23 protein-coding genes, 1 tRNA gene, 1 other RNA gene and 1 pseudogene are annotated in these 24,921 nt (G+C 68.1%); 19 read left to right on the top strand and 7 right to left on the bottom strand.

The window, feature by feature from the left end; all coding sequences use genetic code 11:
* Window positions 1-15: 15 nt before the first annotated feature.
* From G6N14_RS11310 to hisN, 5 genes are all read right to left on the bottom strand, one after another.
* Window positions 16-1,197 carry an alpha/beta hydrolase family protein gene (locus tag G6N14_RS11310; protein ID WP_046322190.1) on the bottom strand — a complete coding sequence of 394 codons (1,182 nt, stop codon included), beginning with the start codon at window positions 1,195-1,197 and terminating at the stop codon, window positions 16-18.
* Complete coding sequence (locus G6N14_RS11305) at window positions 1,194-2,288, bottom strand: homogentisate 1,2-dioxygenase (RefSeq protein ID WP_085133904.1); 1,095 nt, start codon at window positions 2,286-2,288, stop codon at window positions 1,194-1,196. The genes G6N14_RS11310 and G6N14_RS11305 overlap by 4 nt, the downstream gene beginning before the upstream one ends.
* Window positions 2,289-2,445: 157 nt before the next feature.
* A complete protein-coding gene (locus tag G6N14_RS11300; RefSeq protein ID WP_085133903.1) occupies window positions 2,446-3,654 on the bottom strand; it encodes an acyl-CoA dehydrogenase family protein in 1,209 nt (402 codons plus the stop codon).
* Window positions 3,655-3,703: 49 nt separating this feature from the next.
* The gene (locus G6N14_RS11295) at window positions 3,704-5,119 is read right to left on the bottom strand and encodes an acyl-CoA dehydrogenase family protein (RefSeq protein WP_085133902.1); all 1,416 of its coding nucleotides are present in this window, start codon (window positions 5,117-5,119) and stop codon (window positions 3,704-3,706) included.
* 113 nt (window positions 5,120-5,232) lie between these two features.
* On the bottom strand, window positions 5,233-6,033 hold the full coding sequence (gene hisN / locus G6N14_RS11290; RefSeq protein ID WP_085133901.1) for a histidinol-phosphatase: 801 nt from the start codon (window positions 6,031-6,033) through the stop codon (window positions 5,233-5,235).
* A 23-nt stretch (window positions 6,034-6,056) separates the two neighbouring features.
* Here hisN and G6N14_RS11285 point away from each other — a divergent pair, with 23 nt between their 5' ends.
* Complete coding sequence (locus G6N14_RS11285; RefSeq protein ID WP_085133900.1) at window positions 6,057-6,380, top strand: hypothetical protein; 324 nt, start codon at window positions 6,057-6,059, stop codon at window positions 6,378-6,380.
* A 102-nt stretch (window positions 6,381-6,482) separates the two neighbouring features.
* Here the strand turns inward: G6N14_RS11285 and G6N14_RS11280 are convergent.
* Window positions 6,483-7,856 (bottom strand): annotated as a pseudogene (locus tag G6N14_RS11280) (FAD-dependent oxidoreductase); the annotation flags it as partial.
* Window positions 7,857-7,953: 97 nt separating this feature from the next.
* On the opposite strand from G6N14_RS11280, the gene prfB reads away from it, so the two are divergent.
* The 9 genes from prfB to G6N14_RS11235 all read left to right on the top strand — a co-directional run bounded on the left by prfB (window position 7,954) and on the right by G6N14_RS11235 (window position 14,625).
* Window positions 7,954-9,069, top strand: coding sequence for a peptide chain release factor 2 (gene prfB / locus G6N14_RS11275; protein ID WP_046318236.1), 1,116 nt, complete (start codon window positions 7,954-7,956; stop codon window positions 9,067-9,069).
* A 4-nt stretch (window positions 9,070-9,073) separates the two neighbouring features.
* Window positions 9,074-9,976, top strand: a complete 903-nt coding sequence (locus G6N14_RS11270; RefSeq protein WP_085133898.1) for a mechanosensitive ion channel family protein — start codon at window positions 9,074-9,076, stop codon at window positions 9,974-9,976.
* Window positions 9,976-10,518: an Rv3103c family proline-rich protein gene (locus tag G6N14_RS11265; RefSeq protein WP_163787134.1), complete on the top strand. Its 543-nt coding sequence runs from the start codon at window positions 9,976-9,978 to the stop codon at window positions 10,516-10,518. Before G6N14_RS11270 ends, G6N14_RS11265 begins: the two co-directional genes overlap by 1 nt.
* A 13-nt stretch (window positions 10,519-10,531) precedes the next feature.
* A complete protein-coding gene (gene ftsE, locus G6N14_RS11260; RefSeq protein ID WP_085137449.1) occupies window positions 10,532-11,221 on the top strand; it encodes a cell division ATP-binding protein FtsE in 690 nt (229 codons plus the stop codon).
* 1 nt (window position 11,222) lies between these two features.
* Window positions 11,223-12,116, top strand: a complete 894-nt coding sequence (ftsX, locus tag G6N14_RS11255; RefSeq protein ID WP_085137451.1) for a permease-like cell division protein FtsX — start codon at window positions 11,223-11,225, stop codon at window positions 12,114-12,116.
* Window positions 12,117-12,118: 2 nt separating this feature from the next.
* Window positions 12,119-12,619, top strand: a complete 501-nt coding sequence (smpB, locus tag G6N14_RS11250) for an SsrA-binding protein SmpB (protein ID WP_085137453.1) — start codon at window positions 12,119-12,121, stop codon at window positions 12,617-12,619.
* The gene (locus G6N14_RS11245) at window positions 12,616-13,461 is read left to right on the top strand and encodes an EamA family transporter (RefSeq protein ID WP_109559931.1); all 846 of its coding nucleotides are present in this window, start codon (window positions 12,616-12,618) and stop codon (window positions 13,459-13,461) included. The genes smpB and G6N14_RS11245 overlap by 4 nt, the downstream gene beginning before the upstream one ends.
* Window positions 13,462-13,576: 115 nt before the next feature.
* Window positions 13,577-14,029, top strand: a complete 453-nt coding sequence (locus tag G6N14_RS11240; protein WP_085137455.1) for a hypothetical protein — start codon at window positions 13,577-13,579, stop codon at window positions 14,027-14,029.
* A gap of 17 nt (window positions 14,030-14,046) precedes the next feature.
* Window positions 14,047-14,625, top strand: a complete 579-nt coding sequence (locus G6N14_RS11235) for a hypothetical protein (RefSeq protein WP_234809032.1) — start codon at window positions 14,047-14,049, stop codon at window positions 14,623-14,625.
* A 10-nt stretch (window positions 14,626-14,635) separates the two neighbouring features.
* On the opposite strand, the gene G6N14_RS11230 is transcribed toward G6N14_RS11235, so the two are convergent.
* A complete protein-coding gene (locus G6N14_RS11230) occupies window positions 14,636-15,337 on the bottom strand; it encodes a LuxR C-terminal-related transcriptional regulator (protein ID WP_234809033.1) in 702 nt (233 codons plus the stop codon).
* 400 nt (window positions 15,338-15,737) lie between these two features.
* Between G6N14_RS11230 and ssrA the strand changes: the two genes are divergently transcribed.
* From ssrA to G6N14_RS11185, 9 genes are all read left to right on the top strand, one after another.
* Window positions 15,738-16,125, top strand: a transfer-messenger RNA (tmRNA) gene (gene ssrA / locus G6N14_RS11225).
* Between the two features lie 239 nt (window positions 16,126-16,364).
* Entirely contained in the window at window positions 16,365-17,162 is a 798-nt protein-coding gene (locus tag G6N14_RS11220) for an SDR family NAD(P)-dependent oxidoreductase (protein ID WP_085137459.1), read from the top strand.
* A gap of 127 nt (window positions 17,163-17,289) precedes the next feature.
* On the top strand, window positions 17,290-18,813 hold the full coding sequence (locus G6N14_RS11215; protein ID WP_085137461.1) for an aldehyde dehydrogenase family protein: 1,524 nt from the start codon (window positions 17,290-17,292) through the stop codon (window positions 18,811-18,813).
* Between the two features lie 39 nt (window positions 18,814-18,852).
* Window positions 18,853-19,221, top strand: coding sequence for a DUF488 domain-containing protein (locus tag G6N14_RS11210; RefSeq protein ID WP_085137463.1), 369 nt, complete (start codon window positions 18,853-18,855; stop codon window positions 19,219-19,221).
* Window positions 19,222-19,316: 95 nt separating this feature from the next.
* The gene (locus G6N14_RS11205; RefSeq protein ID WP_085137465.1) at window positions 19,317-20,669 is read left to right on the top strand and encodes an MFS transporter; all 1,353 of its coding nucleotides are present in this window, start codon (window positions 19,317-19,319) and stop codon (window positions 20,667-20,669) included.
* Window positions 20,551-22,101, top strand: coding sequence for a PucR family transcriptional regulator (locus G6N14_RS11200; RefSeq protein ID WP_133054958.1), 1,551 nt, complete (start codon window positions 20,551-20,553; stop codon window positions 22,099-22,101). The genes G6N14_RS11205 and G6N14_RS11200 overlap by 119 nt, the downstream gene beginning before the upstream one ends.
* A 59-nt stretch (window positions 22,102-22,160) precedes the next feature.
* On the top strand, window positions 22,161-23,417 hold the full coding sequence (locus G6N14_RS11195) for an NAD(P)/FAD-dependent oxidoreductase (RefSeq protein ID WP_085137467.1): 1,257 nt from the start codon (window positions 22,161-22,163) through the stop codon (window positions 23,415-23,417).
* A 56-nt stretch (window positions 23,418-23,473) separates the two neighbouring features.
* Entirely contained in the window at window positions 23,474-23,923 is a 450-nt protein-coding gene (locus G6N14_RS11190) for a GreA/GreB family elongation factor (protein ID WP_085137469.1), read from the top strand.
* Between the two features lie 72 nt (window positions 23,924-23,995).
* Window positions 23,996-24,068, top strand: a tRNA-Ala gene (locus tag G6N14_RS11185).
* The last annotated feature ends 853 nt before the right edge of the window (window positions 24,069-24,921 follow it).

Genomic DNA, 24,921 nt, shown 5'->3' with positions numbered 1-24,921 from the left:
CGTCGGCGGCGGTCGTCATGCCGACGAGCCTACGAAATCATGTCGGCCCAGCCAATCGCTGACGATCTGCACGGCCTGTCGCAGCGCGTCACGCTGGTCCGGTCCGGCGTAATAGTGGTTGGCGCCGGGGATTTCGTGCATCTCCTTGTCCTCGGTGCCGATCGCCTCGAACAGCCGGCGGGTGTGGCTGGGAGTGCAGGCGTCGTCGGCCATGTTCCCGATCACCAGTGCGGGCACCGTGATGTCGCGTCCGCAGTCGACACCGTCGCCGTGCGCGTCGTCATAGCTCCACTGTGACAGCCAGCTGCGCAGGGTGCAGAACCGCGCCAACCCGACCGGACTCATGTTGACCACCGCGGGGTCGCCCAGATAGCAGCTGCCGGGGGTGCGTTCGTTGGGATCGACCGTCGGGTCAAGCCAGCGCGGGTCGGCCATGGTGCCGTGCACCACGAACCCGAACTCCTGATCGGGCAGGCCGGCTTGTTTGAACTCGGCCAGCTTCGCCTTGACCCAGGCGGTGATCCGGCGGTTGCGGTCGATCTGGGCGGCCCGGTAACGCTCCAGGAACTCCGCGGTGTACGGCGGCTGGTTGGGGTTGTCCGGGTTGTAGAGGTCGAGTTCGGGATCGCGCTTGGTCGGGTCGGACTCGTCGAGGATCGAGGCGTCCAGCCACTCGGTCAGGGTGCCGTGGCGGCTGATGTGCGCGGCCAGCAGCATCACGCCGTCGGCCGGGATAAGGTTCAGCTTGGTCAGGTCGGGCCCGTCGCCCGACGGGCTCGACGTCACCGTCGGGCGCTGCGCCTGCTGTTGGTAGAACATCGACAGCGATCCACCGCCGCTCCAGCCGGCCAACACCACCTTGCGGTAACCGAGCCGGTTCTTGGCGTCTTTGATGCATTCGCCGAGGTCCTCGACCACCTTCTCCATCAGCAGTGCGGAGTCGGTGCCGCGGAATCGGCTGTTGCAGTAGATGACGTGGTTGCCGGCGCGGGCCAGGGCGTTGACCATCGGCAGGTAGGCCCCGCCGCCGATCGGGTGCATGAACACCAGCACGGTGTCGCTCGGGGTGTCCGGGCGCAGCAGGTAGCTCTCCAGCACCACGAGTTCGGCGACCCCGCCGTAGACATCGCGAACGCCCGAATTGTTCTGATAGGCGATCAGATAGGGGATTCGTTCGTAGTCGTGCTTGGCGGTCATGCGTGTTGTCCTAAGTCGGCGGCCAGTACTTCGGGGGAGGGGATGAGGCGGCGGCGGGTGTCGATGGCGATGACCTGCCAGTCCACCCGGTCGTAGTCGTCGAATTTGCGGCGTGCCCGCTCCCGGGCCTTCTCCGGGGCGCCGTGATGCACGCCTTGCGGGGCGTGGCTGATCAGGCCGGGCGGCATCGGGACGCCGTAGAGCGAACCGCCGTGGAAGAACGCGATCTCGTCGAAGTCGACGTTGCGGTGATACCACGGGGTGCGTTCGGTTCCGGCCACCTGTTCGGCGGGTTTGGGCAGGAAGTTCATCACGTAGACCCCGGTTGCCTCCATGAACAGATGCACCGTGGGCGGCAGGTGCACGCTGTCGGAGGTCACCACGTTGTAGTCGGCGATGTTGAACGAGAACGGGAAGTTGTCGCCGCGCCAGCCTTCGACGTCGATCGGATGGTGCTGGTAGTGCAGCGTCGTGGGCCCGCCGTCGTGGATCAGCCGGACCTCGTAGTTCTCGCGGCCGTCGTCGTCGATGGGTGCCGGCTCGGGGATGACCACCAGGGAGGGGTCGAACGGGAAGTGCCGGCCCAGCGGCCCGGGTGACGGGACCCGGAACTCGTCGGTGGCCTCGATCATCAGCAGCGTGGTCTCGGCCGCGGGCAGCTGTCGCCAGGTGGTCGCCTTGGGCAGGTAGAGCCAATCGCCCTCGCGGTAGTCCAGCGGGCCGAATTCGGTCTCCAGCTGGCCCGACCCGGCATGGACGAAGCAGAGCAGGTCGCCGTCGACATAGCGGACGTGAAACGGCATCTCGGCGGTGCGCCGCGAGAGCCGGATGCGGCAGTCGGCATTGCTGAACAACAGCAGCGGGTCGCCGGCGGCGTCGGAGGCGTCGGTCGGCTGCAGGAGTGCGCCCAGCACGTCGACCGGCCGCAGCGGGCCCTCAGCGCGGTAGGCGGTGGGGTCGTTGCGGCGGTACATGTTGGCCGTGCGGCCGGTGAAGCCGCCACGGCCCAGCTCGTCGTCTTTGAGTCCGTCGAGGTCGGCGTGCACACGACGCGGGGTCGTGCCTTTGCGCAGGTGGACGAAGGATTCCATGGGCGACTCCCGGAGATCGGCCTCAATAAGTAAAAGCAACATTACTTTTTCTTTTGGGCGTGGGCAAGGGGTCGCACCGGGCGGGGGCAGCGCTACGCACGAATCGCACCCGCGGGGCCGCGGGTGCGATTCGGTCGTACGGCAGTACCGGCCGGGCCTACTTGAGCTCGGCGGAGGACAGGCCCAGCAGCCGGCGGGCCACCACCAGCAGTTGGATCTGCTGGGTGCCCTCGAAGATGTCGAGGATCTTGGAGTCGCGGCTCCACTTCTCCAGCAGGGTCTGCTCGGAATAGCCCAGGGTGCCGGCCATTTCGACGGCCTTGAGAGTGATGTCGCTGGCGACCCGGCCCGCTTTGGCCTTGCCCATCGACGCCTCTTTGGAGTTGGGGATGCTGTTGTCGGCCTGCCACGCCGAGCGCAGTGTCAGCAGGTTGGCCGACTCCCAGTCCGCCTCCATCCGCAAAAATTCCGCGGCCGGGGCGCTTTGGGCGTGCGCCGGCTTGTCGTAGGAGATCTCGATGCCGGCAGCGGTGAGCATCGTGCGCAGCTCTTCGAGCGCGGCGCGCGCCACCCCGACCGCCATGGCCGCCACGATCGGGCGGGTGTTGTCGAAGGTCTCCATCACCCCCGAGAAGCTCTTCTCGGTGTTGATCTCCGGGCTGCCCAGCAGGTTGCCCTTAGGGATGCGGGCATTGTCGAACCGGATCACCGCGGTGTCGGAGCCCTTGATGCCGAGCTTGTGCTCCAGTCGCTCCACGATCACGCCCGGGTGTTCGCGCGGCACGATGAATGACTTGATCGCCGCGCGGCCCAACGACTTGTCCAGCGTCGCCCACACCACGATGTGGGTGGCCCGCGAGCCGGCGGTGACGAAGATCTTCTCGCCGTTGATGACGTATTCGTCCCCGTCCAGGGTCGCCGTGGTGCTCACCGCAGCCGAGTCGGAGCCGAAGCTGGGCTCGGTGATGGCCATCGCGGCCCACACCTTGCCCAGCCGCTCGAGCTGTTCGTCGGTCGCCACGCCGGAGATCGCCGCGTTGCCCAGGCCCTGGTAGGGCACCGACAGCATCAACGCGACGTCGCCCCAGCTCATCTCGAGCACCTGCAGCAGCGCCGCCATGTTGGCGCCGTTGCGGTTCCCGGTCTGCTCGCCGGAGGACCGGAAGGCCTCGGCGCCGGCCATCGCGTTACCGCCGGCCCCCGAGACGCCTTCGAACAGGGTTTCCAAAGTGTCCAGCTCGACGGGGTAGGCGTGCTCACGTGCGTCGTACTTGCGCGAGATGGGTCGCAGCATCTCGGCCGCCCCGGCATGGGTCATCTCGATGACTTCCTGCAGCTTGCGGGGCAGTTCCAGATTGATTGCCATGATCAGACTTTCGTGTTCGCAGCGGAGTTTGCTTGGTGTGGTGGCCGGCTCAGATGACCAGAACGCCCTCGGCGACGCCGAGTGCCCGCAGATCGCGGTACCAGCGCTCCACCGGGTGCTCCTTGGTGTAGCCGTGGCCGCCGAGCAGCTGCACCCCGTCCAGGCCGATCTGCATGCCCTTGTCGGTCGCCAGCCGCTTGGCCAGAGCGGCTTCCCGGATGAACGGCAGTCCCTGGTCGCACCGCGACGCGCCGCGCCAGGTCACCAGGCGCAGGCCGTCGAGCTCGATGGCGATGTTGGCGCACATGAATGCCACCGACTGACGGTGGGCGATCGGCTCGCCGAACGCCTCGCGCTCCTTGATGTAGGGCATGACGTGGTCGAGGACTGCGTGGCAGGTGCCCACCGCCAGGGCGGCCCAGCCCAACCGGGACAGCGCGAGGGCCTGCGAGTAATCGGAATCGGTCGCGGCGTCCTCGCCCAGGCGGGCGCTCAGCGGAACCGTCACCTTGTCCAGCTCGATCTGCCCCAGGGCGGCCGCCCGCAGGCCCATGCTGGGGTCTGCCTTGACGGTCAGGCCCGGTGTCGAGGACTCGACGAGGAACAGGGCGGGCTTGCCGTTCAGCTGGGCCGCCACGATGAACAGTTCCGCGTCGGCGGCGGCCGGCACCAACGACTTCACGCCGTCGAGGCGGTAGCCGCTGGGCGTGCGCACCGCGGTCGTCTTGAGGCTGGTCGGGTCGAACAGCGGGTGCGGCTCGGTGATCGCGACGCAGGCCTGCGGGACGCTCTCGCCGGCGAACTCGGGCAGATAGGTGGCCTGTTGATCGCCGCTGCCCCAGTGGGTCAACGCCGCGGCCACCCCGCCGGGCGCCAGGATCGGCAGCGCCAGGCCCATGTCGCCGTACCCCAGCGCCTCGGCGACCAGCACATTGGTCACCGCGGCGCGGTGCGCGGCGATTCCGTCGAAGTCCTCCGGGATGTTGATGGCCGTGACGCCCAGTTCGGCTGCCTTGCCGAGCAGTTCGCGCGGGTAGTCGAGGGCCTCGTCGGCATCGTGCGCCGCCGGCCGCAGCAACTCGGCGGCGAACTCCTTGACGGTGTCGATGATCATCTGCTGGTCGTCGTCGGGGGTCAGGTCGAAGTAGTCTGCGCCTTTGGCGCCTTCGCCCCCTTTGCCGGGGGCGCTGAGCCGGGTCGGCGCCTTGCCCAGGCCCTGGACCTTCTTGAACTGGCGGGTGGAGGCGCCGGCGACGGAGAATACCGTCTTGACCCCGTAGTGCAGGCCTTTGTTGAGTGGCTGGCGCAGGCGGTAGCGGTCCAGGAAGTCCTGGCTGACCAGCGGGGTGACCAGTGCCAATGCTGCCGCGATCGGGCTGCGCTTGTGCGGAACCGACCCGACGCCGCTGGCGCGGCTGTTCAGCCCGACCGTTGAGCCGTTGGTGGCGGGGGCGATATCAGTCATGTCAGAGCCTCACTCGATGGAAGGTGCCGATGGCAGTCACCTTACTCTGAAGTAAGGTGACTCGTAAGTAAGGTGTGACGAAGCCCGCAGCCGCCGCCCGCGCCGGCTGCCGGCTACCGTGGCGTGAGCGCCGCCAGCACCTGCGGGTGCAGGGCGGGATTGGCGGCCACCGCGCAGTTGCCGTGCGGGCCGGGGTTACCGGACAGGTCGGTGAACACCCCGCCCGCCTCGCGCACCAAGATGTCGACGGCGGCCAGATCCCACACCGACACCGCGGGCTCGATGGCCGCGTCCACCGCGCCCTCGGCGACCAGGCAGTACGCCCAGAAATCGCCGTAGGAACGGGCTCGCCACACCGCCTCGGTCAGCCCCAGGAACTGCTCGCGCAGGCCGCGCGGACCCCAATAGTTCAGCCCGGCGAAGGTCAGGCTCGACGAGCCCACGTCGGCCACCGAGGACACCGACAACCGCCGCGCCGGCGCACCGGCGACCGAGCCGAACGCGCCCTGACCTCGGGTTGCCCACCAGCGCCGGTGCAACGCCGGGGCGCTGACCACCCCGAGGATCGGCACGCCGTCCTCCAGCAGGGCGATCAGAGTGGCCCACACCGGGACACCCCGCACGAAGTTCTTGGTGCCGTCGATGGGGTCGATGATCCATTGGCGCCCGGTGAACGTGGCGGTGCCACCGAATTCCTCGCCCAGAATCTCGTCGTGCGGGCGCTGCGCCACCAGCACCTCGCGCAGGGCGGTTTCGACGGCCTGGTCGGCGTCGGTCACCGGGGTCAGATCCGGTTTGGTGTCGACCCGCAGGTCGAGTGCACCGAAGCGCGCCAGGGTGATTTCATCCGCCCGATCGGCCAGGGCCAGGGCGAGCGTGAGGTCGTCATCGAGATTGTCGTTGATCTGCGCCATGGCGAAAGTCCTACCATGGCCGCATGTGGGAGTTCGGGGCACTGCTGTTGCTGGTGGCGATTCTGGCGGTGTTCCTGGCGCCGCGATTCCTCCGATCGGGGCCGCGTGGGGAAGCCCAGGAGGGCACCGTGCTGGTCACCGGTGTCAGCCCGCGGCCCGAAGCCACCGGTGCGCAATACGTCACCATCACCGGTGTCCTGCACGGTCCGACGGTGGCCGAGCACGAGGTCTATCAGAGATACGCGGTCGACGTCAGCAACTGGCCCAGCGTGGGCGACCTGTTGACGGTGAAGTACTCACCGCGCAATCCGGACAACTGGATGCTGACCGGGCCGCCGGGGGAGTGACCTTCGCGGCTACGGCTACGGCGACTGCGACTCCGGTAATGGCACCGTCAACGACGTCGGCCCCGCGCAATCGCACTCCGGGCAGGACTCGGTGGCGTCCGACCCGTGCGCGACCCGCAGCATTTCGTCGACGCTGGCCAGCTTGACCCGGGGCCGGCCATGCGGCTCACCGGTGGACCGCTCGTGGGCGTCGATCAGCTGCCAGTGGTCGGTGGTGACCAGCTCCGGCCGTCGTGACAGCAGCCACTGCTGCAGGGTCGTCTCGTAGTCGGCGCCGCGGTCGGGCAGAGCACCCGCTGCCGCGCGGGCGGCCAGGTCTGCGGCGAGCGTGTCGACGGTGGCCTGCGAGTCGCTCTTGTTGGAGCCGATGACCCCGGAGGGCCCCCGCTTGATCCAGCCCACCACGTATTGATCGTTGGTGCCTTCGATCCGGCCGCCGGTGTGGGGAATGGTGCAACTGCGTTCGTCGAACGGCAGCCCCGGCATCGGCACGCCGCGATAGCCGACCGAGCGCACCACCAGCTGGGCCGGCAGCACCTCGCGCTCGCCGGTGTCGCGCGCGCTGACCCGGCCCTGCTCGTCGGTCGTCAACGCATTGCGGCCCAGCACGATCTCCTCGACCCGGCCGTTGCCGCGGATTTCGATCGGCGACGTGCAGAACCGGAACACGATCCGGCGATGCCCCGGGCGGGTCGGGCGCCCGACATAGGTCTGCAGCACCTTGATGTTCTGCCGGGCATGCTTGCCGGCCGCGTCGATGTCCGCATCGGTGATGCCGGCGAATTCGGCGGGGTCGATCACCACGTCGACGTCGTCGAGGCCTTTGAGGTGTCCGAGTTCGCGCAGTTCCGGGCTGGTGAACGTGGCCTGCAGCGGGCCGCGCCGGCCCACGATCACCACCTCTTCCACGCCGCGCGAACCGAGCAGATCCAGGGCGTGGTTGGCGATGTCGGTGTGGCGAAGCTCGTCGGGCTGGCTGACCAGGATGCGGGCCACGTCAAGCGCCACGTTGCCGTTGCCGACCACGATGGCGCGTGTGCACGACAGGTCGGGTGCGTGGTCGGTGAAGTGCGGATGCGCGTTGTACCAGCCGACGAAATCCACGGCGGCGACGCTGCCGGGCAGGTCCTCGCCGGGGATGCCCAGTTGGCGATTCGACTGCGCACCGATCGCGTAGATCACCGCGTCGTAGCGTTCGGCCAGTTCCTCGGGCAGCACGTGCTCGCCGACGGTGATGTTGCCGAAGAACCGGAATCGGGGATCGGCGGCGGTCTTCTCGAACTGAGCGCTGATCGACTTGATCTTCGGGTGATCCGGCGCCACGCCCGAACGCACCAGCCCCCACGGTGTCGGCAGCATCTCCAGCATGTCGACGTGCACGTCAACCTCGCCGCCCCCGGCCAGCTTGAGCAGGGCCGCCGCGGCGAAGTAGCCGGACGGACCGGAGCCGACGATCGCGACGTGGTAGGGCCGCATCAATGGAACCTTCTTTCCTCATCGGAAGTCGTTCACGCACCGTGCAACCCCGATGCTAGAGGTCGCGTGCCAATGGCCGCCGGTAACCTCGATAAACGTGGAAACAGACCGCCAGCCTGAGATTGCCGCCCTCGACACCACCATGACCACGGTGGAGCGGGTGGTCGACGTCGACGGCCTGCGTAGCCGCATCGAAAAGCTTGAACACGAGGCGTCCGATCCGAACCTGTGGGACGACCAGGCCCGCGCGCAGCGCGTGACCAGCGAGTTGTCCCACGCTCAGGGAGAGCTGCGCCGCGTGGAGGAACTCCGGCGCCGCCTCGACGACCTGCCGGTGCTCTACGAGCTGGCGGCCGAGGAGGAGGGCGCGGCCGCCGCCGAGGCGCTGGCCGATGCCGACGCCGAGCTCGCGTCGCTGCGCGCCGACGTCGAGGCCATGGAGGTCCGCACCCTGTTGTCCGGCGAGTACGACGAGCGCGAGGCGCTGGTCACGATCCGCTCGGGTGCGGGCGGTGTGGATGCCGCGGACTGGGCCGAGATGTTGATGCGGATGTATATCCGCTGGGCCGAGCAGCACAACTACAGCGTCGAGGTGTTCGACACCTCCTATGCCGAAGAGGCCGGGATCAAAAGCACCACCTTCGCGGTGCACGCGCCCTTCGCCTACGGAACCCTGTCTGTGGAGCAGGGCACCCACCGACTGGTGCGGATCAGCCCGTTCGACAACCAAGGCCGCCGGCAGACGTCGTTCGCCGAGGTCGAGGTGCTGCCGGTGGTGGAGACCACCGATCACATCGACATCCCCGAAGGAGATGTCCGAGTTGATGTGTACCGCTCCAGCGGGCCCGGCGGACAGTCGGTGAACACCACCGACTCGGCGGTCCGGCTCACCCACATCCCCACCGGGATCGTCGTCACCTGTCAGAACGAGAAGTCGCAGTTGCAGAACAAGGTTTCGGCGATGCGGGTGCTGCAGGCCAAGCTCATGGAGCGCAAGCGATCCGAGGAGCGCGCCGAGATGGATGCGCTCAAAGGTGACGGGGGCAGCTCATGGGGCAACCAGATGCGCTCCTATGTGCTGCACCCGTACCAGATGGTCAAAGACCTGCGCACCGAGTATGAAGTCGGCAATCCCGCCGCGGTGCTCGATGGGGACATCGACGGATTCCTGGAGGCCGGCATCCGCTGGCGCAACAGGCCCGAGGGAGACTGAGCGCATGGTCTTGGCGTTCTCCCCGGGACTGCGCTGGCACGACCTGTGGCGCGGTCAGATCGGCGAGTGGGTCATGACCAAGGGCCTGCAGATCGTCCTGCTGCTCATCGCGGCGGTGCTGGCATCCAGGTTCATCAACTGGGCGGCGCATCGCGTCACCCGGAGGCTGGAACTGGGATTCCAGGCCAGTGACGCGCTGGTGCGGTCGGAGGCCTCCAAACACCGCCAGGCAGTCGCCTCGGTGATCTCCTGGCTCTCGGTGGTGTTGCTGTGTGTGATGGTTGCCGTCCAGATCACCAGCATTCTCGACATCCCGATCGGGTCGCTGGTGGGACCGGCCGCGGTGATCGGCGGCGCGATCGGCTTCGGCGCCCAGAAACTGGTGCAGGACCTGCTCAGCGGGTTCTTCATCATTACCGAAAAGCAATACGGCTTCGGCGATCTGGTGCAGCTGAGCATGATCGGGGCATCGGTGGAGGCGCTGGGAACCGTCGAGGACGTGACATTGCGGGTGACCAAGCTGCGCACCCCCAACGGGGAGGTGTTCACCGTTCCCAACGGCAATATCGTCCGGTCGCTGAACCTGTCCAAGGACTGGGCTCGCGCCGTCGTCGACATCCCGGTGCCCACCAGCGCCGACCTGACCCGGGTCAACGAGGTGCTGCACCAGGTGTGTGTGACCGCCCGCGAGGCCGACGCCCCGCTGCGGGACCTGCTGCTGGACGAACCGTCGATCATGGGGGTCGAAAGCATCGAGCTCGGTGTGGTCAACCTGCGCATGGTGGCTCGCACCCTGCCCGGCAAGCAGTTCGAGGTGGGCCGGCGGTTGCGCATCCAGGTGGTCCGGGCACTGGCGTCGGCCGGCGTCGTCACCGCCGGTGACGTCAAGCCGGTGGAGGCGCTGTGATGAGCAGCGCGGCACAGCCCGCTGAGGCGCCGCAGCCGTCGGACACCTCCGACCGCCGGCGATGGCGCTGGCCCTCGCACCTGTTCGGGGGCCGGGTCCGCACCTCCACATTGGTGCTCGTCGTCGCCTTCGTGGCGGTGTGGTGGCTCTACGACGGCTACCGCGAGGAGCAGGCGCCGCCGCCCGCACCCCAGGTGGTGCCGCCGGGCTTCATCCCCGACCCGGCCTATACCTGGGTGCCGCGCACCCGGCTCCAGCAGCCGCCGGTGACCATCACCAAGACCGTGACACCCACGCCCACCACCACCGAGGCGCCGGTCCCGGCCGAACAGCCGCCCACCGAGCCGCCGGCGCCGACCCCGGTTCCGGGGTTCCCGTTCTGTCCGCCGCTGTGCCCGCCGGCCCCGGTCGCGCCGGAGCCAGCCGAGCCCGGCCCGCCGGTGCCCCCGTCCACCGCGCCGCCCGTCGCCCCGGAGAATCCCGCCCCGCCCGGCCCGGCGATACCCGCGTCCCCGCCCGGTCCAGTCGCCCCGCAGGGCTAAACTGCGTGCCGTGATGATCACGCTCGACCATGTCACCAAGCAGTACAAAGCGTCGGCCCGTCCGGCGCTCGACGACATCAACGTCAAGATCGACAAGGGCGAGTTCGTGTTCCTGATCGGCCCGTCCGGCTCGGGCAAGTCCACGTTCATGCGACTGCTGCTCGCCGAGGAGACGCCCACGTCGGGCGACATTCAGGTGTCGAAGTTTCACGTCAACAAACTGGCCGGCCGCCATATCCCCAGCCTGCGCCAGGTACTCGGATGCGTTTTCCAGGACTTCCGGTTGTTGCAGCAGAAGACGGTCTTCGAAAACGTCGCGTTCGCGCTGGAGGTCATCGGCAAGAAGCCGGAGACGATCAATCGGGTCGTCCCGGAGGTCTTGGAGATGGTCGGGCTGTCCGGAAAGGCCAACCGGTTGCCCGGCGAGTTGTCCGGCGGCGAGCAGCAGCGCGTCGCGATCGCGCGGGCCTTCGTCAACCGGCCACTGGTGCTGCTGGCCGACGAGCCGACGGGGAACCTGGACCCGGAGACAAGTGAGGACATCATGGACCTGCTGGAGCGGATCAACCGCACGGGAACGACGGTGCTGATGGCGACTCACGACCACCACATCGTCGACTCGATGCGCCAGCGGGTGGTCGAGCTGTCGCTGGGGCGTCTGGTGCGCGACGAACAGCGCGGCGTCTACGGGATGGACCGCTGACGTGCGCTTCGGCTTTCTGTTCAACGAGGTCGTCACCGGCCTGCGCCGCAATATCACCATGACGGCGGCGATGATCCTCACCACCGCGATCTCGATCGGCCTGTTCGGGGGCGGTCTGCTGGTGGTGCGCCTGGCCGACCAGTCGCGCGCCATCTACCTCGACCGGGTGGAATCGCAGGTGTTCCTCGACCCCGACGTCGCTGCCGACGACCCCAATTGCGACGGCCAGGCATGCAAGGCGCTGCGGGAGCAGATCGAGCAACGCGACGACGTGAAGTCGGTGCGGTATCTGAACTCCGACGACGCCTACGCCGACGCGATCCGCAAGTTTCCCGAATTCAAGGACGTGGCCAGCAAGGACTCCTTCCCGGCCTCGTTCATCGTCAAGCTCGAAAACCCGGAGCAGAGCAAGGATTTCGACGCCGCGATGCTGGGCCAGCCGGGTGTGCTCAGCGTCCTGAACCAGAAGAAACTGATCGATCGACTGTTTGCCGTGCTCGACGGCCTGAGCAGTGTCGCGTTTGCGGTTGCCCTGGTGCAGGCGGTCGGGGCCGTGTTGTTGATCGCCAACATGGTTCAAGTGGCCGCCTACACCCGCCGCACCGAGGTTTCCATCATGCGCCTGGTCGGTGCCAGCCGCTGGTACACCCAGCTGCCGTTCCTTGTCGAGGCGGTATTGGCTGCCACGGTGGGCGTTATCATTGCGATCGGGGGCCTGATCGTGGTGCGCGCACTGTTCCTCGACAACGCGCTGAGCCAGTTCTATCAAGCGCATCTGATCGCGCGTATCGACTACGCCGACATCCTTTACATCTCGCCGATTCTGTTGTTACTGGGCGCGGCGATGGCCGGAGCGACGGCATACGTGACGCTTCGACTGTACGTCCGGCGGTAGCGGTGGCGAAGAAGTCGGCGGACAAGGGCCGCAAGAAGCAGTCGGGGAAGCAGATTGTCGCGTCGAATCGCAAGGCGCGGCACAACTACGCGATCCTCGACGTGTACGAGGCCGGAGTAGCGCTGGTCGGCACGGAGGTGAAGAGCCTACGGGCCGGTCAGGCCTCCCTGGTCGACGCGTTCGCCACCGTCGACGACGGCGAGGTGTGGCTGCGCAATATGCACATTCCCGAGTACCAGCACGGCACCTGGACCAACCACGATCCGCGCCGCACCCGCAAACTGCTGCTGCACCGGCGTCAGATCGACATGCTGATCGGCAAGATCCGCGACGGCAATCTCACCCTGGTGCCCTTGTCGGTGTACTTCAACGAGGGCAAGGTCAAGGTCGAACTGGCGCTGGCCCGCGGTAAGCAGGCCCACGACAAGCGCCAGGACCTCGCCCGTCGTGATGCGCAACGCGAGGTCACCCGGGCGCTGGGCCGGCGGGCCAAGGGCATGTGACCGGCGCCGTCCTGGCGCTGATGTCAGCGGCCGGTTTCGGGGTCAGCGATTTCGCCGGCGGCCTCGCCGCACGTCGCGTCCCCGCCCTGCGGGTGGTCCTGGTGTCCTACCCGGTGGCGCTGGTGGTCCTGGGCACGCTCGCCGTCGCGGTGGGCGGCCCGATTCCCCCGGGCGCGGTCGGCTGGGGCACGGCTTCGGGCATCGCGCTGGGGCTGGGCGGATGGTGGTTCTACGCCGCTTTGGGCGCGGGGCCCATCTCAGTGGTGTCGCCGATCTCGGCGGTGCTCACCGCCGCGGTTCCGGTCGTGGTCGGCTTGACGCTGGGGGAGCGGCCCGGGCCGGTGGCCTACGGCGGTATCGCGCTGGCGCTGGTGGCGGTGGCCCTGGTGAGCCGGCAGGCCACCGATGAGGACATCCGGCTGCACCGGTTCACCCGCAAGGTGGCGTGGCTGACCGTTGGCGCCGGCGTGATGTTCGGACTGGACTTCGTGTTCATCCACCAGGCTCCAGCGGATTCCGGCCTGTGGCCGCTGGCGTTTGCGCGGGTGGCGGCCGCGGTGCTGGTGCTCACCGCGGCGGGCGGAGCGGGCGAACGGGGATTGCCCACCGGCAGGCCGCTGCGGCTGGCGCTGCTGGCGGGTCTGTCGGACGCGGCGGCCAATATCGCGATGCTGCTGGCGCTGCGGGGATCGGAGCTGTCGTCGGTCAGCGTGCTGATAGCGCTGTTCCCGGCCGTGACTGTGGTGCTGGCCATTGTGGTGCTGCGCGAGCGGGTGCACTACGGCCAGCTGCTGGGCATGGCAGCAGCAGTGGTTTCGATAGCGATGATCACGGCCCGATAGCGAAAGCGCGCGCAGATTCATACGTTCGGGTGACGGGCCAGATCGGCTTGGGTTGTTAGCGTCAGACGTGATCGCCAACTGCGGCGAGCATGGAGCGGATGACCGGAGGAGACGTATGCTCGGGCCCGTCGGCGCAGGCGTCGATCAGCTGCGTGCGTTGCGGCGCCGAATCACGACGCCGGGCGCTCCGCCGATCCTTGGCCAGCGCGCCCCGGGCCCTAAGTCCGGCGGGGCGCCGACACTGTGTAGTGGCCGCGGCGGTGCCCCAGCGCCCGGGGAGTTCCCGAGCCCGTTTGATGCGTATCAGGATCCCGGTGGGCAGACGTCGCTGTGGCCGATCGGCATCGGTACGGCGATCGGTACGGCGGCATTCGGTACCACGAGCAACTACCTCGACCGTGAGGCGGCCACTCGGTGGGGCGGCGTTGTCAGCGATTTCGCCAAAGCCGACTTCATTCTTGCCGCCGCCGCGACCGACGCCGCGTTCCCGGTCTCCGGCGATGGGAGCCGGCGGCGCTACCTGCCCAAATTGATCTCGAAATTCTGTTTCCCCGCGACGGGCAGCTGATGCTGGCCGCGCAGGCAATGATGCTCACTGACGACGAGGTAGTCGCGCTGGCCGCCATGCTGGGGCGGGCCTGGCCGACTGGACTGGCCACCGTGGCCGCGACGTCCGACGAACTCACCAAGGCCGCGGTACGGGGGCTTCGGTCGCTGGCCGCCCGCGGAATCATTGCCGCAGACCCCGAGGGGGGTTACCGGGCCCATCCGGGCGTGGCCGCCGTCATCCAGACGTTTCTGCGTGCACCTCGCCGGATCGGCGCCTATCTGGCCCCGGTTGAGGCGGTCCAGACCATGGCCGGGGCGTCGATCACGGCGGTGCCGGTGGCGGGGATCTGGTGGATCGACTCGGCGACAGCCGATGGCGTGCACGGATTCCGGCAGGCTGAGGGCGACGATGTGCTCGGGACCATCACCGAGCTCGCCGAACAGACGTGTGACGGGCGCCTGCTGTCCGGCATCGACGACCCATCGTCGTATGCATGCGTGATCGTCTACGGAGACGGGACGGATCAGCAAACCGTGGTGCTGGCGAACAGCACCGATCGCGAATCGTGGGACCGCGGCCCGCTGACCCGGGCGCTGGCCGCCGCGGGCGCCTGAGCCGGCCGGATCACAAGTCGCCCAGGCTCAAGACGCCGTCTTCGATGGCTCGGGCGAGCAACGCCGCTTTGGTGGGCGCGGGCCTGCCCACCGCCGCGTACTTGGCCCGGGCCCGCTGGAGGTGGGTGCGGACCGTGGTCGGAGCGATGTGCAGCCGGCCGGCGACCAGTTCCTTGCTCTCGGTCTGGAACCAGGTGATCAGCACCTCCTTCTCGCGGTCGGAGAGGTTGGCGCGTCCCGACGTCTGGTCGCTCGCCAGCGCCTTGGCCATCTGCGGCCCGACGTAGGGCTCGGAAGTGTGCGCCGCCTGGATGGCGTCGATGAGGTGCCGCTGCCCCTCGGTCTTCACCAGATAAGTGACCGCGCCGACCTCCAGGCAGGTCAGGATCACTTCATCGGTCGACAGCTGGGAGTAGACGATGACCCGCTGTCCCGCCTGGCACATGGCGCGCAGGGCATCGAAGGCCGGCCGATCGCCGTCGATGAACACGTCGAAAATCACGACGGCGATCTCGTTGGGAATGTTGGGGTAGCGCGCGAGCATCTCCGTGGTGCTGTGAAAACTACCCAGGATGTCGATCGCCGGATCGGCCTGTGCGCACCACGCACCGATGCCGGCGTGGACGACATCGTGGCTATCGATGACGGCGACCGTGATAGCGGATGAGCCGACGCAGGAATCGGTTGCGTTGGCCTCGAGTTCCCCGGTCAAGCCTGCCTGGCCCCCCTGGTATCTCCGAGCTGGCCCACCGGGCGAGCTGATGAACACTTCAGTGGACGCGCATCCGCTTCACGCGTCGCCGCTCCGAGAATAGTCATCAACTTTCTGGTTGACAAGTTTTGACGATCCAGGTCAAAAGTTCAAATGTTGTCTACCGGCGTGCACCGTTGTACGGGGTCGGCGAGGGTTCCGGTAGTGCCACCCACTGCCGGCGAGCCCTCGTCCGATGGACCCATGGGCCCGTTCGGCCCCAGGTGGTCGGCCGCTCCCAAGGGGCCTGCGTCGCGGCACCACCCCCGGCGGACGGGAAGAAATGGTCGTGTCGTGTCGTTGTAGGCCGGTACGATGGGTTGTCCCACTGAAGTGGTGGGGCGACAGAGAATAAGGACAGGGGGCTGAAAGGTTTCGACTGCGTGTGTCGAATCAAGGGAAGCGTGCCGGTGCAGGCAGGAGACCACCGTAAGCGTCGCTGTAAACAAGTAAGCGCCAAGGCACTTACGCCGGCTAAGGTCGCTCTTCAGAGCGACTTCGCCCTCGCTGCCTAAGCGAGGCGGGCCTGTCAGACCGGGACCTCCCTCGGCCCGGACCCTGGCATCGACTAGAGGGATCCACCGATACGTCCGGTCGCGGGATGTATCGGGACACCAACAGCGACTGGGATCGTCATCTCGGCTTGTTCGCGTGACCGGGAGATCCAAGTAGAGACATAGCGAACTGCGCACGGAGAAGTCTTGAGGGAATGCCGTAGGACCCGGGTTCGATTCCCGGCAGCTCCACAACTGAAACGGAACGGGCCAGGACGACAAGTCCTGGCCCGCTGCCGTTTCAGCTGGACCGCAACCTGGGGAACCGGGCCCTTGCTTCCTGCGCCACGGTGGCGAATGCGTCGGGAAATCACCCGCTCGGACATATCCTGTTCGCGTCCCGCCCGGTGGCGAGACCTCGATCGCGAGCTGTCGCGTTGACATGCGCGGCGCACAGACAAGTAGGGGTAGGGGCGACCGCAGATGATGCGCAGATGACGAAATGCGGAGCCCAAGGACCACAAGGATCCCAAGGACGTCTCCCCGGAAAGTCGGCTGTGATCACCGGGGCAGCCTTTGGTATCGGCCGGGCCACCGCTGTGCTCTTCGCCCGTGAAGGTGCGCGTCTGGTCCTGACTGACATTCAAGCCGAGCCGCTGCTGGCGCTCGCCGATGAACTGCGGCAATCCGGCGCGGAGGTTGAGACAGTCATCGGCGACGTCTCGGTCCAGACCGACGCGGAGGCAATGATCAGGGCGGCGGTCGACCGCTTCGGACGGCTCGACGTGCTGGTCGCCAACGCCGGCATCATCCCGCTCGGCGATGCGCAAGAGGTGACCGCCGCTGACTGGGACAGTGTCATGGCCATCGATGGCCGCGGCATGTTCCTCACGTGCAAATTCGCAATCGAGGCGATGCTGCCAACCGGCGGTGGCGCGATCGTCTGTCTCTCGTCGATCTCGGGGCTCGCCGGGCAGAAGCGGCAGGCGGCCTACGGACCCGCCAAGTTCATCGCCAGCGGGTTGACCAAGCACTTGGCGGTCGAGTGGGCCGACCGGGGGATCAGAGTCAACGCCGTTGCCCCCGGGACGATTCGCACCGAACGGGTCAGGCGCTTCCCGGAGGAGCCGGGTGGCTCAGCCTATTTGGCGGCCGTCGAACGCATGCACCCGATGGGCCGTATCGGCGAACCGGCCGAAGTTGCCAGTGCCATCGTCTTCCTCGCTTCCGACGACGCCTCCTTCATCACCGGCGCCGTGCTGCCCGTCGACGGGGGATACCTCGCGCAATAGCGACAATGCCCGCCGGCCCTCGGGCAATGTCCGCCCCTGGTTGACCTTGACAATTCCCAGGCAGCATCTGACCATCACCTACGGCGAGGTCACAGCTTCCTCGCAGGACCGAGACCGGGAGCCCCATATGACCGCTGTGCAGCCCAGGACTGAGTCGCTGATCACCGTGCACAACCCCGCCACCGGCGCGGTAGCGGGCACGGTGCCTGTCGATGGCTCCGAGATGGTGGCGGCCAAGGCCGCCCAACTCGTTTCCGCGCAACCGGAATGGGAGGAGCTCGGTCCGGCGGGCCGCAAGCGCTGGATGCTGGCGTGGCAGGAATGGATCCTCGACCACGCCGACCACATCACCGAGGTGTTGATTTCGGAGACCGGAAAGTCGTACGTCGACGCCAGTCTGGAGGCGGTGGCCACCAGCGACGCCATCAACTACTGGGCCACCCACGCCAAGGAGTTTCTCGCCGACCGGCATCCCAAGGCGCACAGCCCGGTCTATCAGGTGAAGCGCTTCACCACCGCCTACCGCCCGTATCCGTTGGTCGGCGTCATCACGCCGTGGAACTTCCCGTTCGCCATGCCCGGCCTTGACGTACCGCCTGCGCTTGCCGCCGGCGCGGCGGTGCTGCTCAAGCCGTCCGAGGTGACACCGCTGTCGGCAGTCGAGTTCGTGCGCGGCTGGACCGAGATCGGTGCCCCGCCGGTGCTGGGCCTGGCCACCGGTTACGGGGAGACCGGCCAGGCGCTGATCGAGCATGCCGACTTCCTGCAGTTCACCGGGTCGACGGCCACCGGTCGCAAGGTAGCGGTGGCATGCGCCGAGCGGCTGATTCCCTACGGCCTCGAGCTCGGCGGCAAGGATCCGGCGATCGTGCTGGCCGACGCCGATCTCGAACGCGCTGCCAACGGCATTGCCTGGGGCGGCATGTTCAACTCCGGACAGGTGTGCGTATCGGTGGAGCGGGTGTACGTCGAAGCACCCGTCTATGACGAGTTCGTCGCGAAGCTGGCCGCCCGGGTCGGCGGGATGCAGCAGGGCCACGACGGCGACACCGGTGCCATGGCCACCGCGGCGCAGCGCGACATCGTGTCGCGCCACGTCGAGGAGGCGACCGCGGCCGGCGCGCGGGTGCTCGCCGGCGGCAAGCCCACCGGAGTGGGCACCTACTTCGCCCCGACCGTGCTCGCCGACGTGGAGCCGGAGATGTCGTGCATGGCCGAGGAGACGTTCGGCCCGACCCTGCCGGTGATCAAGGTCGCCGACGAGAACGAGGCCGTCCGGTTGGCCAATGACTCGCCGTACGGACTGTCGGCCACGGTGTGGACGGCAGACAAACGCCGCGGGCAGCGGTTGGCGCGCCGGCTGGAAGTGGGCGCGGTCAACATCAACGATGCCTTGGTCAATGTGTTCTGCCCCGGGCTGCCGATGGGCGGCTGGAAACAGTCCGGTATCGGCTACCGGGCTGGAGGCGCAGCCGGGATCATCAAATACTGCCGGCAGCAGGCGATTACGGCGCCACGGGTTCCCACTCAGAAGTCCGAACTGTTGTGGTACCCGGCTTCCAAGCGCCGGATGGGGATTGCGCTGGCCGTCATGCGTGCGTTCTCGGCGCGTGGGCGGCGGCGGTTCGGAATGCGGCCGCGCAACGGCTAGGGTCGGTCAGCGCCGGCCGGGGCGGCGATAGCCTGGGGCATGAGCCCTGCAACCACATTCCGGGTGGCCCGCGTCTACGACGACGTCCGCGCGCAGGACGGTCAACGGATTCTCGTGGACCGGGTGTGGCCCCGCGGGCTGCGCAGGGACGATCCGCGGGTGGGGCACTGGTTCAAAGACGTCGCGCCGTCAACCGCGTTGCGCAAGTGGTACGACCACCGGCCCGAGCGCTTCGATGAGTTCGTCACCCGTTATGAGGCCGAACTGCAGACCGAGGCCGGCGCCACCGCGCTGGCCGGCCTGCGCGTGCTGGCCCGCGGGCACAAGACCGCGACCCTGGTGACGGCTACCCGAGACCTCGACGGCAGTCAGGCCGCCGTGCTGGCCAAGATGTTGTCGCGGCAGTGATGCCGGCCCAACGACCAGGGGGCTCGCTCTTGCGGCCGTTGTCGATCATCAAGCCTCCCGAGGCAGAGATTACCGAGGCTGTCTAAAGTTATCGGGTGACTTCCGACTCTCCGGCCGCCCCTGCGCGGCTGCAGCGGGAGATCTGGGTGCTGCTCGGCGCCAACGTGCTGATCGCGCTGGGCTACGGGGTGGTGTCGCCGGTATTGCCGGTCTACGCGCGTCATTTCGGGGTGAGCATCTCCGCGACGACCTTCCTCATCACGGCCTTCGCGCTGACGCGCCTGCTGTTCGCCCCGGTCAGCGGTCTCTTGGTGCAACGCCGCGGCGAGCGCGAGGTCTACGTCGCCGGCCTGCTGATCGTCTCGGTGTCCACCATGGCCTGCGCCTTCGTCCAGACCTACTGGCAGCTGCTCTTCTTCCGCGCGCTCGGCGGTGTCGGATCGACCATGTTCTTCATCGCGGCGGTGGGTCTGATGATCCGGATCAGTCCCGAGGACGCGCGCGGCCGGGTCGCGGGCATGTTCGCCACGGCGTTTCTGCTCGGCACCGTGGGCGGGCCGATTCTGGGGAGCCTGACCGCGGGATTCGGCCTCAACGCCCCGTTCCTGTTCTACGGGTCGGTGCTGCTGGTGACGGCCACCGGCGTGTTCGTCAGCCTGCGTCACTCGCATCTGGCCGCACCGGCGGAGTCCAGCGGGCCCACGGTGTCGGTGCGGGAGGCGTTGGGCAATCGTGCCTACCGTTCCGCGCTGTTGTCGAACTTCGCCACCGGCTGGTCGGTGTTCGGCTTACGGGTCGCCCTGCTGCCGTTGTTCATCACCGAGGTCTTGGACCGGGGACCGGCCTTTGCAGGTTTGGCGCTGGCCACGGTGGGAGTCGGCAACGTTTGTGCGGTGCTTCCCAGCGGTCAGCTCTCCGACCGGATCGGGCGCCGGGGCCTGCTCATGGTCGGGCTGGCGGCGTGTGGCGTGACGACCGTCCTGCTGGGCGCCAGCACGTCGCTGGCGGTGTTCCTGGTGGTGGCATACCTGACCGGGGTGGCGTCGGGCATCTACGGCTCCCCGCAGCAGGCGGTCATCTCCGACCTCGTCGGCAACCAGGCCCGGGCGGGCACCGCGGTGGCGACCTATCAGATGATGGCCGACTTCGGCTCGATCGTGGGTTCGGTCGCGGTCGGCCAGATCGCCGAGCGGCTGTCCTTCGAATGGGGTTTCGCAATCAGCGGTGGGGTGCTGCTGGTGGCGGCGGTCACGTGGGTGTGGGCGCCCGAGACCCGGGACAGCGAGCCGATCGGCGGGGTCGCGGACGCGGCGTGGCTAGGCTCGGATGATGGTGACACTGGACCGGCTGGTCAACGTGGTGGGCAGCTACGGGGTTCGGCTGAGGTTCTGCTCCATTCCGAGGACGACATCGCTGAGCAGTGTGGTGATGCACGAGGTGAGCGGTGAGCGGGTCGTTGTCGGCGACGTCCTGCTGGCGGTCGGTGCCCGCTCGGTAAAAGAGGCGGTGCGCTGGGCGGTGGCGGCGAAATCCTCCGCGGTGCTGGTGCGCGACGACGACGACAAGACCGCCTTCGTCGCGGAGGGCGAGGCGCTGGCGGTGCTGGTGGTCGACGCGGCGGTGTCCTGGAGCGAGCTGGCCGCGGTGGTCTATGGGCTGGTGCTCGAAGGCCGGGAGACCGAATCGGGTCGCGGCCCCACCGACCTGTTCGCCGTGGCCGACAGCCTCGCCGAAGCGGTGGCTGGTGCCGTCACCATCGAGGACGAATCGGGCCGGCTGCTGGCGTACTCCAGCGGCCAGCGGCATGCCGACCCCGCGCGCTCGGCGACCATCCTGAATCGCCAGGAGTCCGAGGCGGTGCGCGCGTTGTTCGCGCAGCGCGGCGTCCTGACGCATCTGGAACTGCACGACGACCCACTGTTCGTCGCTGCCGATTCCTCGCACGGCTTGACCGGCCGGATGGTGGTGGCGGTGCGCGCCGGCCGGGAACTGCTGGGTGCGGTCTGGGTGGCCACTCCGGCTGCCTTGTGCGGTGAGCGCCTGATCGCCCTGTCCGACGGCGCCCGCACCGTCGCCCTGCACCTGCTGCGGTCGCGCGCCAGCGCGGATCTGGAACGGCAGGTCGAATCGGACTGGGTGTCCCGGCTCCTCGACGGCGGGACCGACCCCGCCGATGCAGTTGCCCTGGTGGCCAGACTGGGGCTGCCGCAGGCGCCGCTGCGGGTGATCGCCGTGCACACGCGCCTCGCCACGCAACCCCACGCCGGGCTGCTCTTGGCGTTCGAGGCGGTCACCACCGGATTCGGCTGGTCGCGTCCCGGGCGCAGCGCACTGGCCGCCGACACCGTCTACACGCTGTTGCCGGCCGCAGACGCCGAGGTGGCCCGGCAGTGGGTGCGTGGCCTGGCCGGGGTGCTGCCGCCCAATGCCAGGGTGCTGGCCGGGATCAGTGCGGTCGCCACGGCCGCCGAGCTGGCCGCTGCGCGCCGCGAGGCGCAGGAGTGCCTGGCGCTGCACGAAGCGGGGCCGCCGCAGGGCGTGCCGCCGGCCTACGACGAATCCTGGGACGAGATCGTGCTGCGCCGCCTGCATACCGCGGCACGGGCCGGGCGGGTGCCGACCCGCGGGCCGGTCGCGGCGCTGGGTCAGCACGACGCCACCCACAACACGCCGTACGTGGCAACGCTGCGGGCCTGGCTGGATGCCCAGGGTGATTCGACGCGGGCCGCTGACCAGCTCGGCGTGCACGAAAACACGGTGCGCTACCGGCTGCGGAAGATGGCGGAAGTCACGCCGCTGGGTCTGGAGGATCCCCGCACCCGGTTCGCGGCGATGATCGAGCTCGCAGCCGGTGGCATGTCGGAACTCGACAAACTCTAAGACCGCTGTTGTGCGAATCGGTCAAACCGTGCGGGTGATGGCCGTCGCATCATGGAGTAATGGATGCGGCCAACCGGATCGACGGTGCGCCACGGTCGGTGATCGTGGTGGGTGCCGGCATCGTCGGGTTGTCCGTCGCCTGGTTTCTGCAGGAGCGCGGCGTCGAGGTCACCCTGGTGGACCGGGTCGGCGTTGCGGCCGGCTCCTCGTGGGGCAACGCCGGCTGGATCTCCCCGGCACTGGCCATTCCGCTCAACGAACCGGCCAACCTGCGCTTCGGGCTGCGGTCGCTGTTCAGCCGGACCGCGGCGCTGCAGGTACCGCTGAAATCCGGACCGGCACTGTGGGCGTTTTTGGCGCGCTTCGCCACGAACAGCCGCCCGGCGGCGTGGCGCCGAGCGGTGCGGGCGAACGCGCCGCTGAGCGCGGAGTGCATCGAGGCCTACGACGTCCTGCTGGCCAACGGGGTCGACGCGCCGGTCACCAATGCGCCGTTCACCGCGATATTCCGTACCTCGGCAGATGCCGAGCGGTGGCTGGAGGGACTGCGCCGGTTCTCCGAGGCCGGTCAGCCGGTGTTCAGCACCGAACTGACCGGTGCGGCACTGGCTGAACGGGTGCCGCTGGCCTCCGCGGCGGTCGCCGCCGGGGTGCAGATCGACGGTCAGCGCTTCCTCGACCCGGGGCGATTCGTGTCCGCTCTGGGCCGCGCGGTGGTCGAACGCGGCGCTGCCCTGCACGTGCTCGACGTCACCGATGTGTCGCCCAGCGGTGACGCCGTGACCGTGACCGCCCGTGACGGGACGACCCTGACGGCGGCGGCCGCGGTGATTGCCAGCGGCGCGTGGCTGTCACGGCTGGCGGCGCGCTGGGTCCGGGTGCCGGTGCGGGCTGGACGCGGCTACTCGTTTTCCGTGCCCGTGGACAAGCCGGTCACCGGGCCGATCTATCTGCCCGAGGCCCGGGTGGCCTGCACGCCGTTGAACGCCCGTCTTCGGGTCGCCGGCACCATGGAGTTCGGCGATCCCGACTCCCCGGTCGTGCCGGTCCGCGTCGAAGCGATCGTCGCTGCCGCCAGACCTCTGCTCGACGGTGTCCGCTGGGACGAACGCACCGACGTGTGGGTGGGGCCACGGCCCGTCAGCCCGGACGGGCGGCCACTGGTCGGGGAGGTGTGCCCGCGCAGCGTCTACGTCGCCGGCGGGCACGGTATGTGGGGCATGACGCACGGCCCGGTGACGGGCCGGCTGTTGGCCGAGCAGATCACAACCGGCAAACAGTCCGCCGTGTTGCGTGACCTGGATCCGTTGCGCTGACCCGGCCGGGGTTGGCGGGCTGGGTAATCAAATGCTGTGGCAAAGGAGAACTGTCGATGACTGATTCGAACGGTGTCTGGATGACACCGCAGACCAAGGAAAGGCTGCTGGCCGAGTTGGCGGAACTGTCCGCCCCACAAGGGGATTCGGGCAACGTCGACATCGACGAACAGCAGGCCCGCCAGGCCCGGATTCATCAGATCCACGACCTGCTGGCGGTGGCGGTGGTCGGTGAGGACCCGCCCGACGACGGGGTCGCCGAGCCGGGCATGGTGCTCACGGTCCGCTACAGCGACGGCGAAACCGAGACTTTCCTGCTGGGGGTGCGCGACGACGACCAGGGTGGGCTTGAGGTCTATTCGCCGCAGTCGCCGCTGGGCATGGCGATCACCGGCGCCCGGCCGGGGGAGCAGCGCACCTATCAGGTGCCCAGCGGCGCCAGCGTGACGGTGACGCTGCTCGACGCGGTGCCCTACGGGCTGCATCAGACCCAGCATCCGGCCTGAAATCAGGCCGGAAGGGTGGGCGTTTTGAACCTTGGTGCGGCTGTGGTGTAGCTTCGATGAGCACGACAACGCGGGGCTATGGCGCAGCTGGTAGCGCACCACACTGGCAGTGTGGGGGTCAGGGGTTCGAGTCCCCTTAGCTCCACTCATTTTGAGGGTTTTTCCGGCCGCTGTGCGCCGATCGCACAGAAATTGCGACGCCATATCCGGCAAACGAGAGTCCCGGTGGTCGCTCCGCATCGGATCGGTAACGAATTCATTGGCCGGGCCGGCTACTTACACGCGTGTGATACGGTTCTTTTTGCAGTCATCAGATTGCGTGTCCGGGGGGGCTGGATACTAATCATCGGAGTTTTGCGTGAAGAGCCTCGGGAGACTTAGTAAGGCGATATTCGCCGGAATTGGCTTTTATGCGGGCGCAGTAATTGTCAGTGGTCAGGCGGGGGCTGTTCCCGTCAGGTCCCTGCCTCTGGGGGGACCGGTGTGTGCGGGCGGTGTCGTCGCTCTGTCTTCGGCTGACGGCGCGGCCCCCGTTGCGGCCCCGGTCGCGGGCGCGGTTCCCATCGCCGGCCCGGTCGGCGCGGCGCCCGGGCCCGCGGATGCGACGCTGGTGTCTGGCACGGAGGCTCCCTGTGGGCCGGCTGCGGCCGACCTGGCCCATCTGGCCGGGCCTGTGCCGATGGGTCTGCCCGGGCCGGTCGCTCCCATTCCGATCGCCCCGATACCGGTGGTGCCCGGATTGCCTGCGCCCGTGCCGCTGGTGGCGCCGGGGCCCGTTGGAGCGGCCGCGGCCAGTCCCATCGCGGGTCTGATGACGGACGCCATCAGCGCTCCCATCGGTTTGGCGGGCGGCACGAAATAGCACGGCTGGATAAAGGTCCGCGAGCAACTGCTCGCGGACCTTTTTTCATTTAGCGAAAAAGGTCGAAGCGGACGCGGCGCCGCTCTTTGTGCAAAAGTTATCTGAGTGCCGCTGAATTGTTACAGAATGTCTTAAT

This window comes from Mycolicibacter hiberniae (assembly GCF_010729485.1).
GTDB classification, from domain to species: domain Bacteria; phylum Actinomycetota; class Actinomycetes; order Mycobacteriales; family Mycobacteriaceae; genus Mycobacterium; species Mycobacterium hiberniae.
This window is presented reverse-complemented; position numbering and strand designations above follow the sequence as displayed.

Coding starts and splice junctions, on each gene's coding strand:
- G6N14_RS11310 (WP_046322190.1), bottom strand. CDS start 1,197: ATGACCGCCAAGCACGACTACGAACGAATCCCCTATCTGATCGCCTAT.
- G6N14_RS11305 (WP_085133904.1), bottom strand. CDS start 2,288: ATGGAATCCTTCGTCCACCTGCGCAAAGGCACGACCCCGCGTCGTGTG.
- G6N14_RS11300 (WP_085133903.1), bottom strand. CDS start 3,654: ATGGCAATCAATCTGGAACTGCCCCGCAAGCTGCAGGAAGTCATCGAG.
- G6N14_RS11295 (WP_085133902.1), bottom strand. CDS start 5,119: ATGACTGATATCGCCCCCGCCACCAACGGCTCAACGGTCGGGCTGAAC.
- hisN (WP_085133901.1), bottom strand. CDS start 6,033: ATGGCGCAGATCAACGACAATCTCGATGACGACCTCACGCTCGCCCTG.
- G6N14_RS11285 (WP_085133900.1), top strand. CDS start 6,057: ATGTGGGAGTTCGGGGCACTGCTGTTGCTGGTGGCGATTCTGGCGGTG.
- G6N14_RS11270 (WP_085133898.1), top strand. CDS start 9,074: ATGGTCTTGGCGTTCTCCCCGGGACTGCGCTGGCACGACCTGTGGCGC.
- G6N14_RS11265 (WP_163787134.1), top strand. CDS start 9,976: ATGAGCAGCGCGGCACAGCCCGCTGAGGCGCCGCAGCCGTCGGACACC.
- ftsE (WP_085137449.1), top strand. CDS start 10,532: ATGATCACGCTCGACCATGTCACCAAGCAGTACAAAGCGTCGGCCCGT.
- G6N14_RS11240 (WP_085137455.1), top strand. CDS start 13,577: ATGCTCGGGCCCGTCGGCGCAGGCGTCGATCAGCTGCGTGCGTTGCGG.
- G6N14_RS11235 (WP_234809032.1), top strand. CDS start 14,047: ATGATGCTCACTGACGACGAGGTAGTCGCGCTGGCCGCCATGCTGGGG.
- G6N14_RS11220 (WP_085137459.1), top strand. CDS start 16,365: ATGACGAAATGCGGAGCCCAAGGACCACAAGGATCCCAAGGACGTCTC.
- G6N14_RS11215 (WP_085137461.1), top strand. CDS start 17,290: ATGACCGCTGTGCAGCCCAGGACTGAGTCGCTGATCACCGTGCACAAC.
- G6N14_RS11210 (WP_085137463.1), top strand. CDS start 18,853: ATGAGCCCTGCAACCACATTCCGGGTGGCCCGCGTCTACGACGACGTC.
- G6N14_RS11200 (WP_133054958.1), top strand. CDS start 20,551: ATGGTGACACTGGACCGGCTGGTCAACGTGGTGGGCAGCTACGGGGTT.
- G6N14_RS11195 (WP_085137467.1), top strand. CDS start 22,161: ATGGATGCGGCCAACCGGATCGACGGTGCGCCACGGTCGGTGATCGTG.
- G6N14_RS11190 (WP_085137469.1), top strand. CDS start 23,474: ATGACTGATTCGAACGGTGTCTGGATGACACCGCAGACCAAGGAAAGG.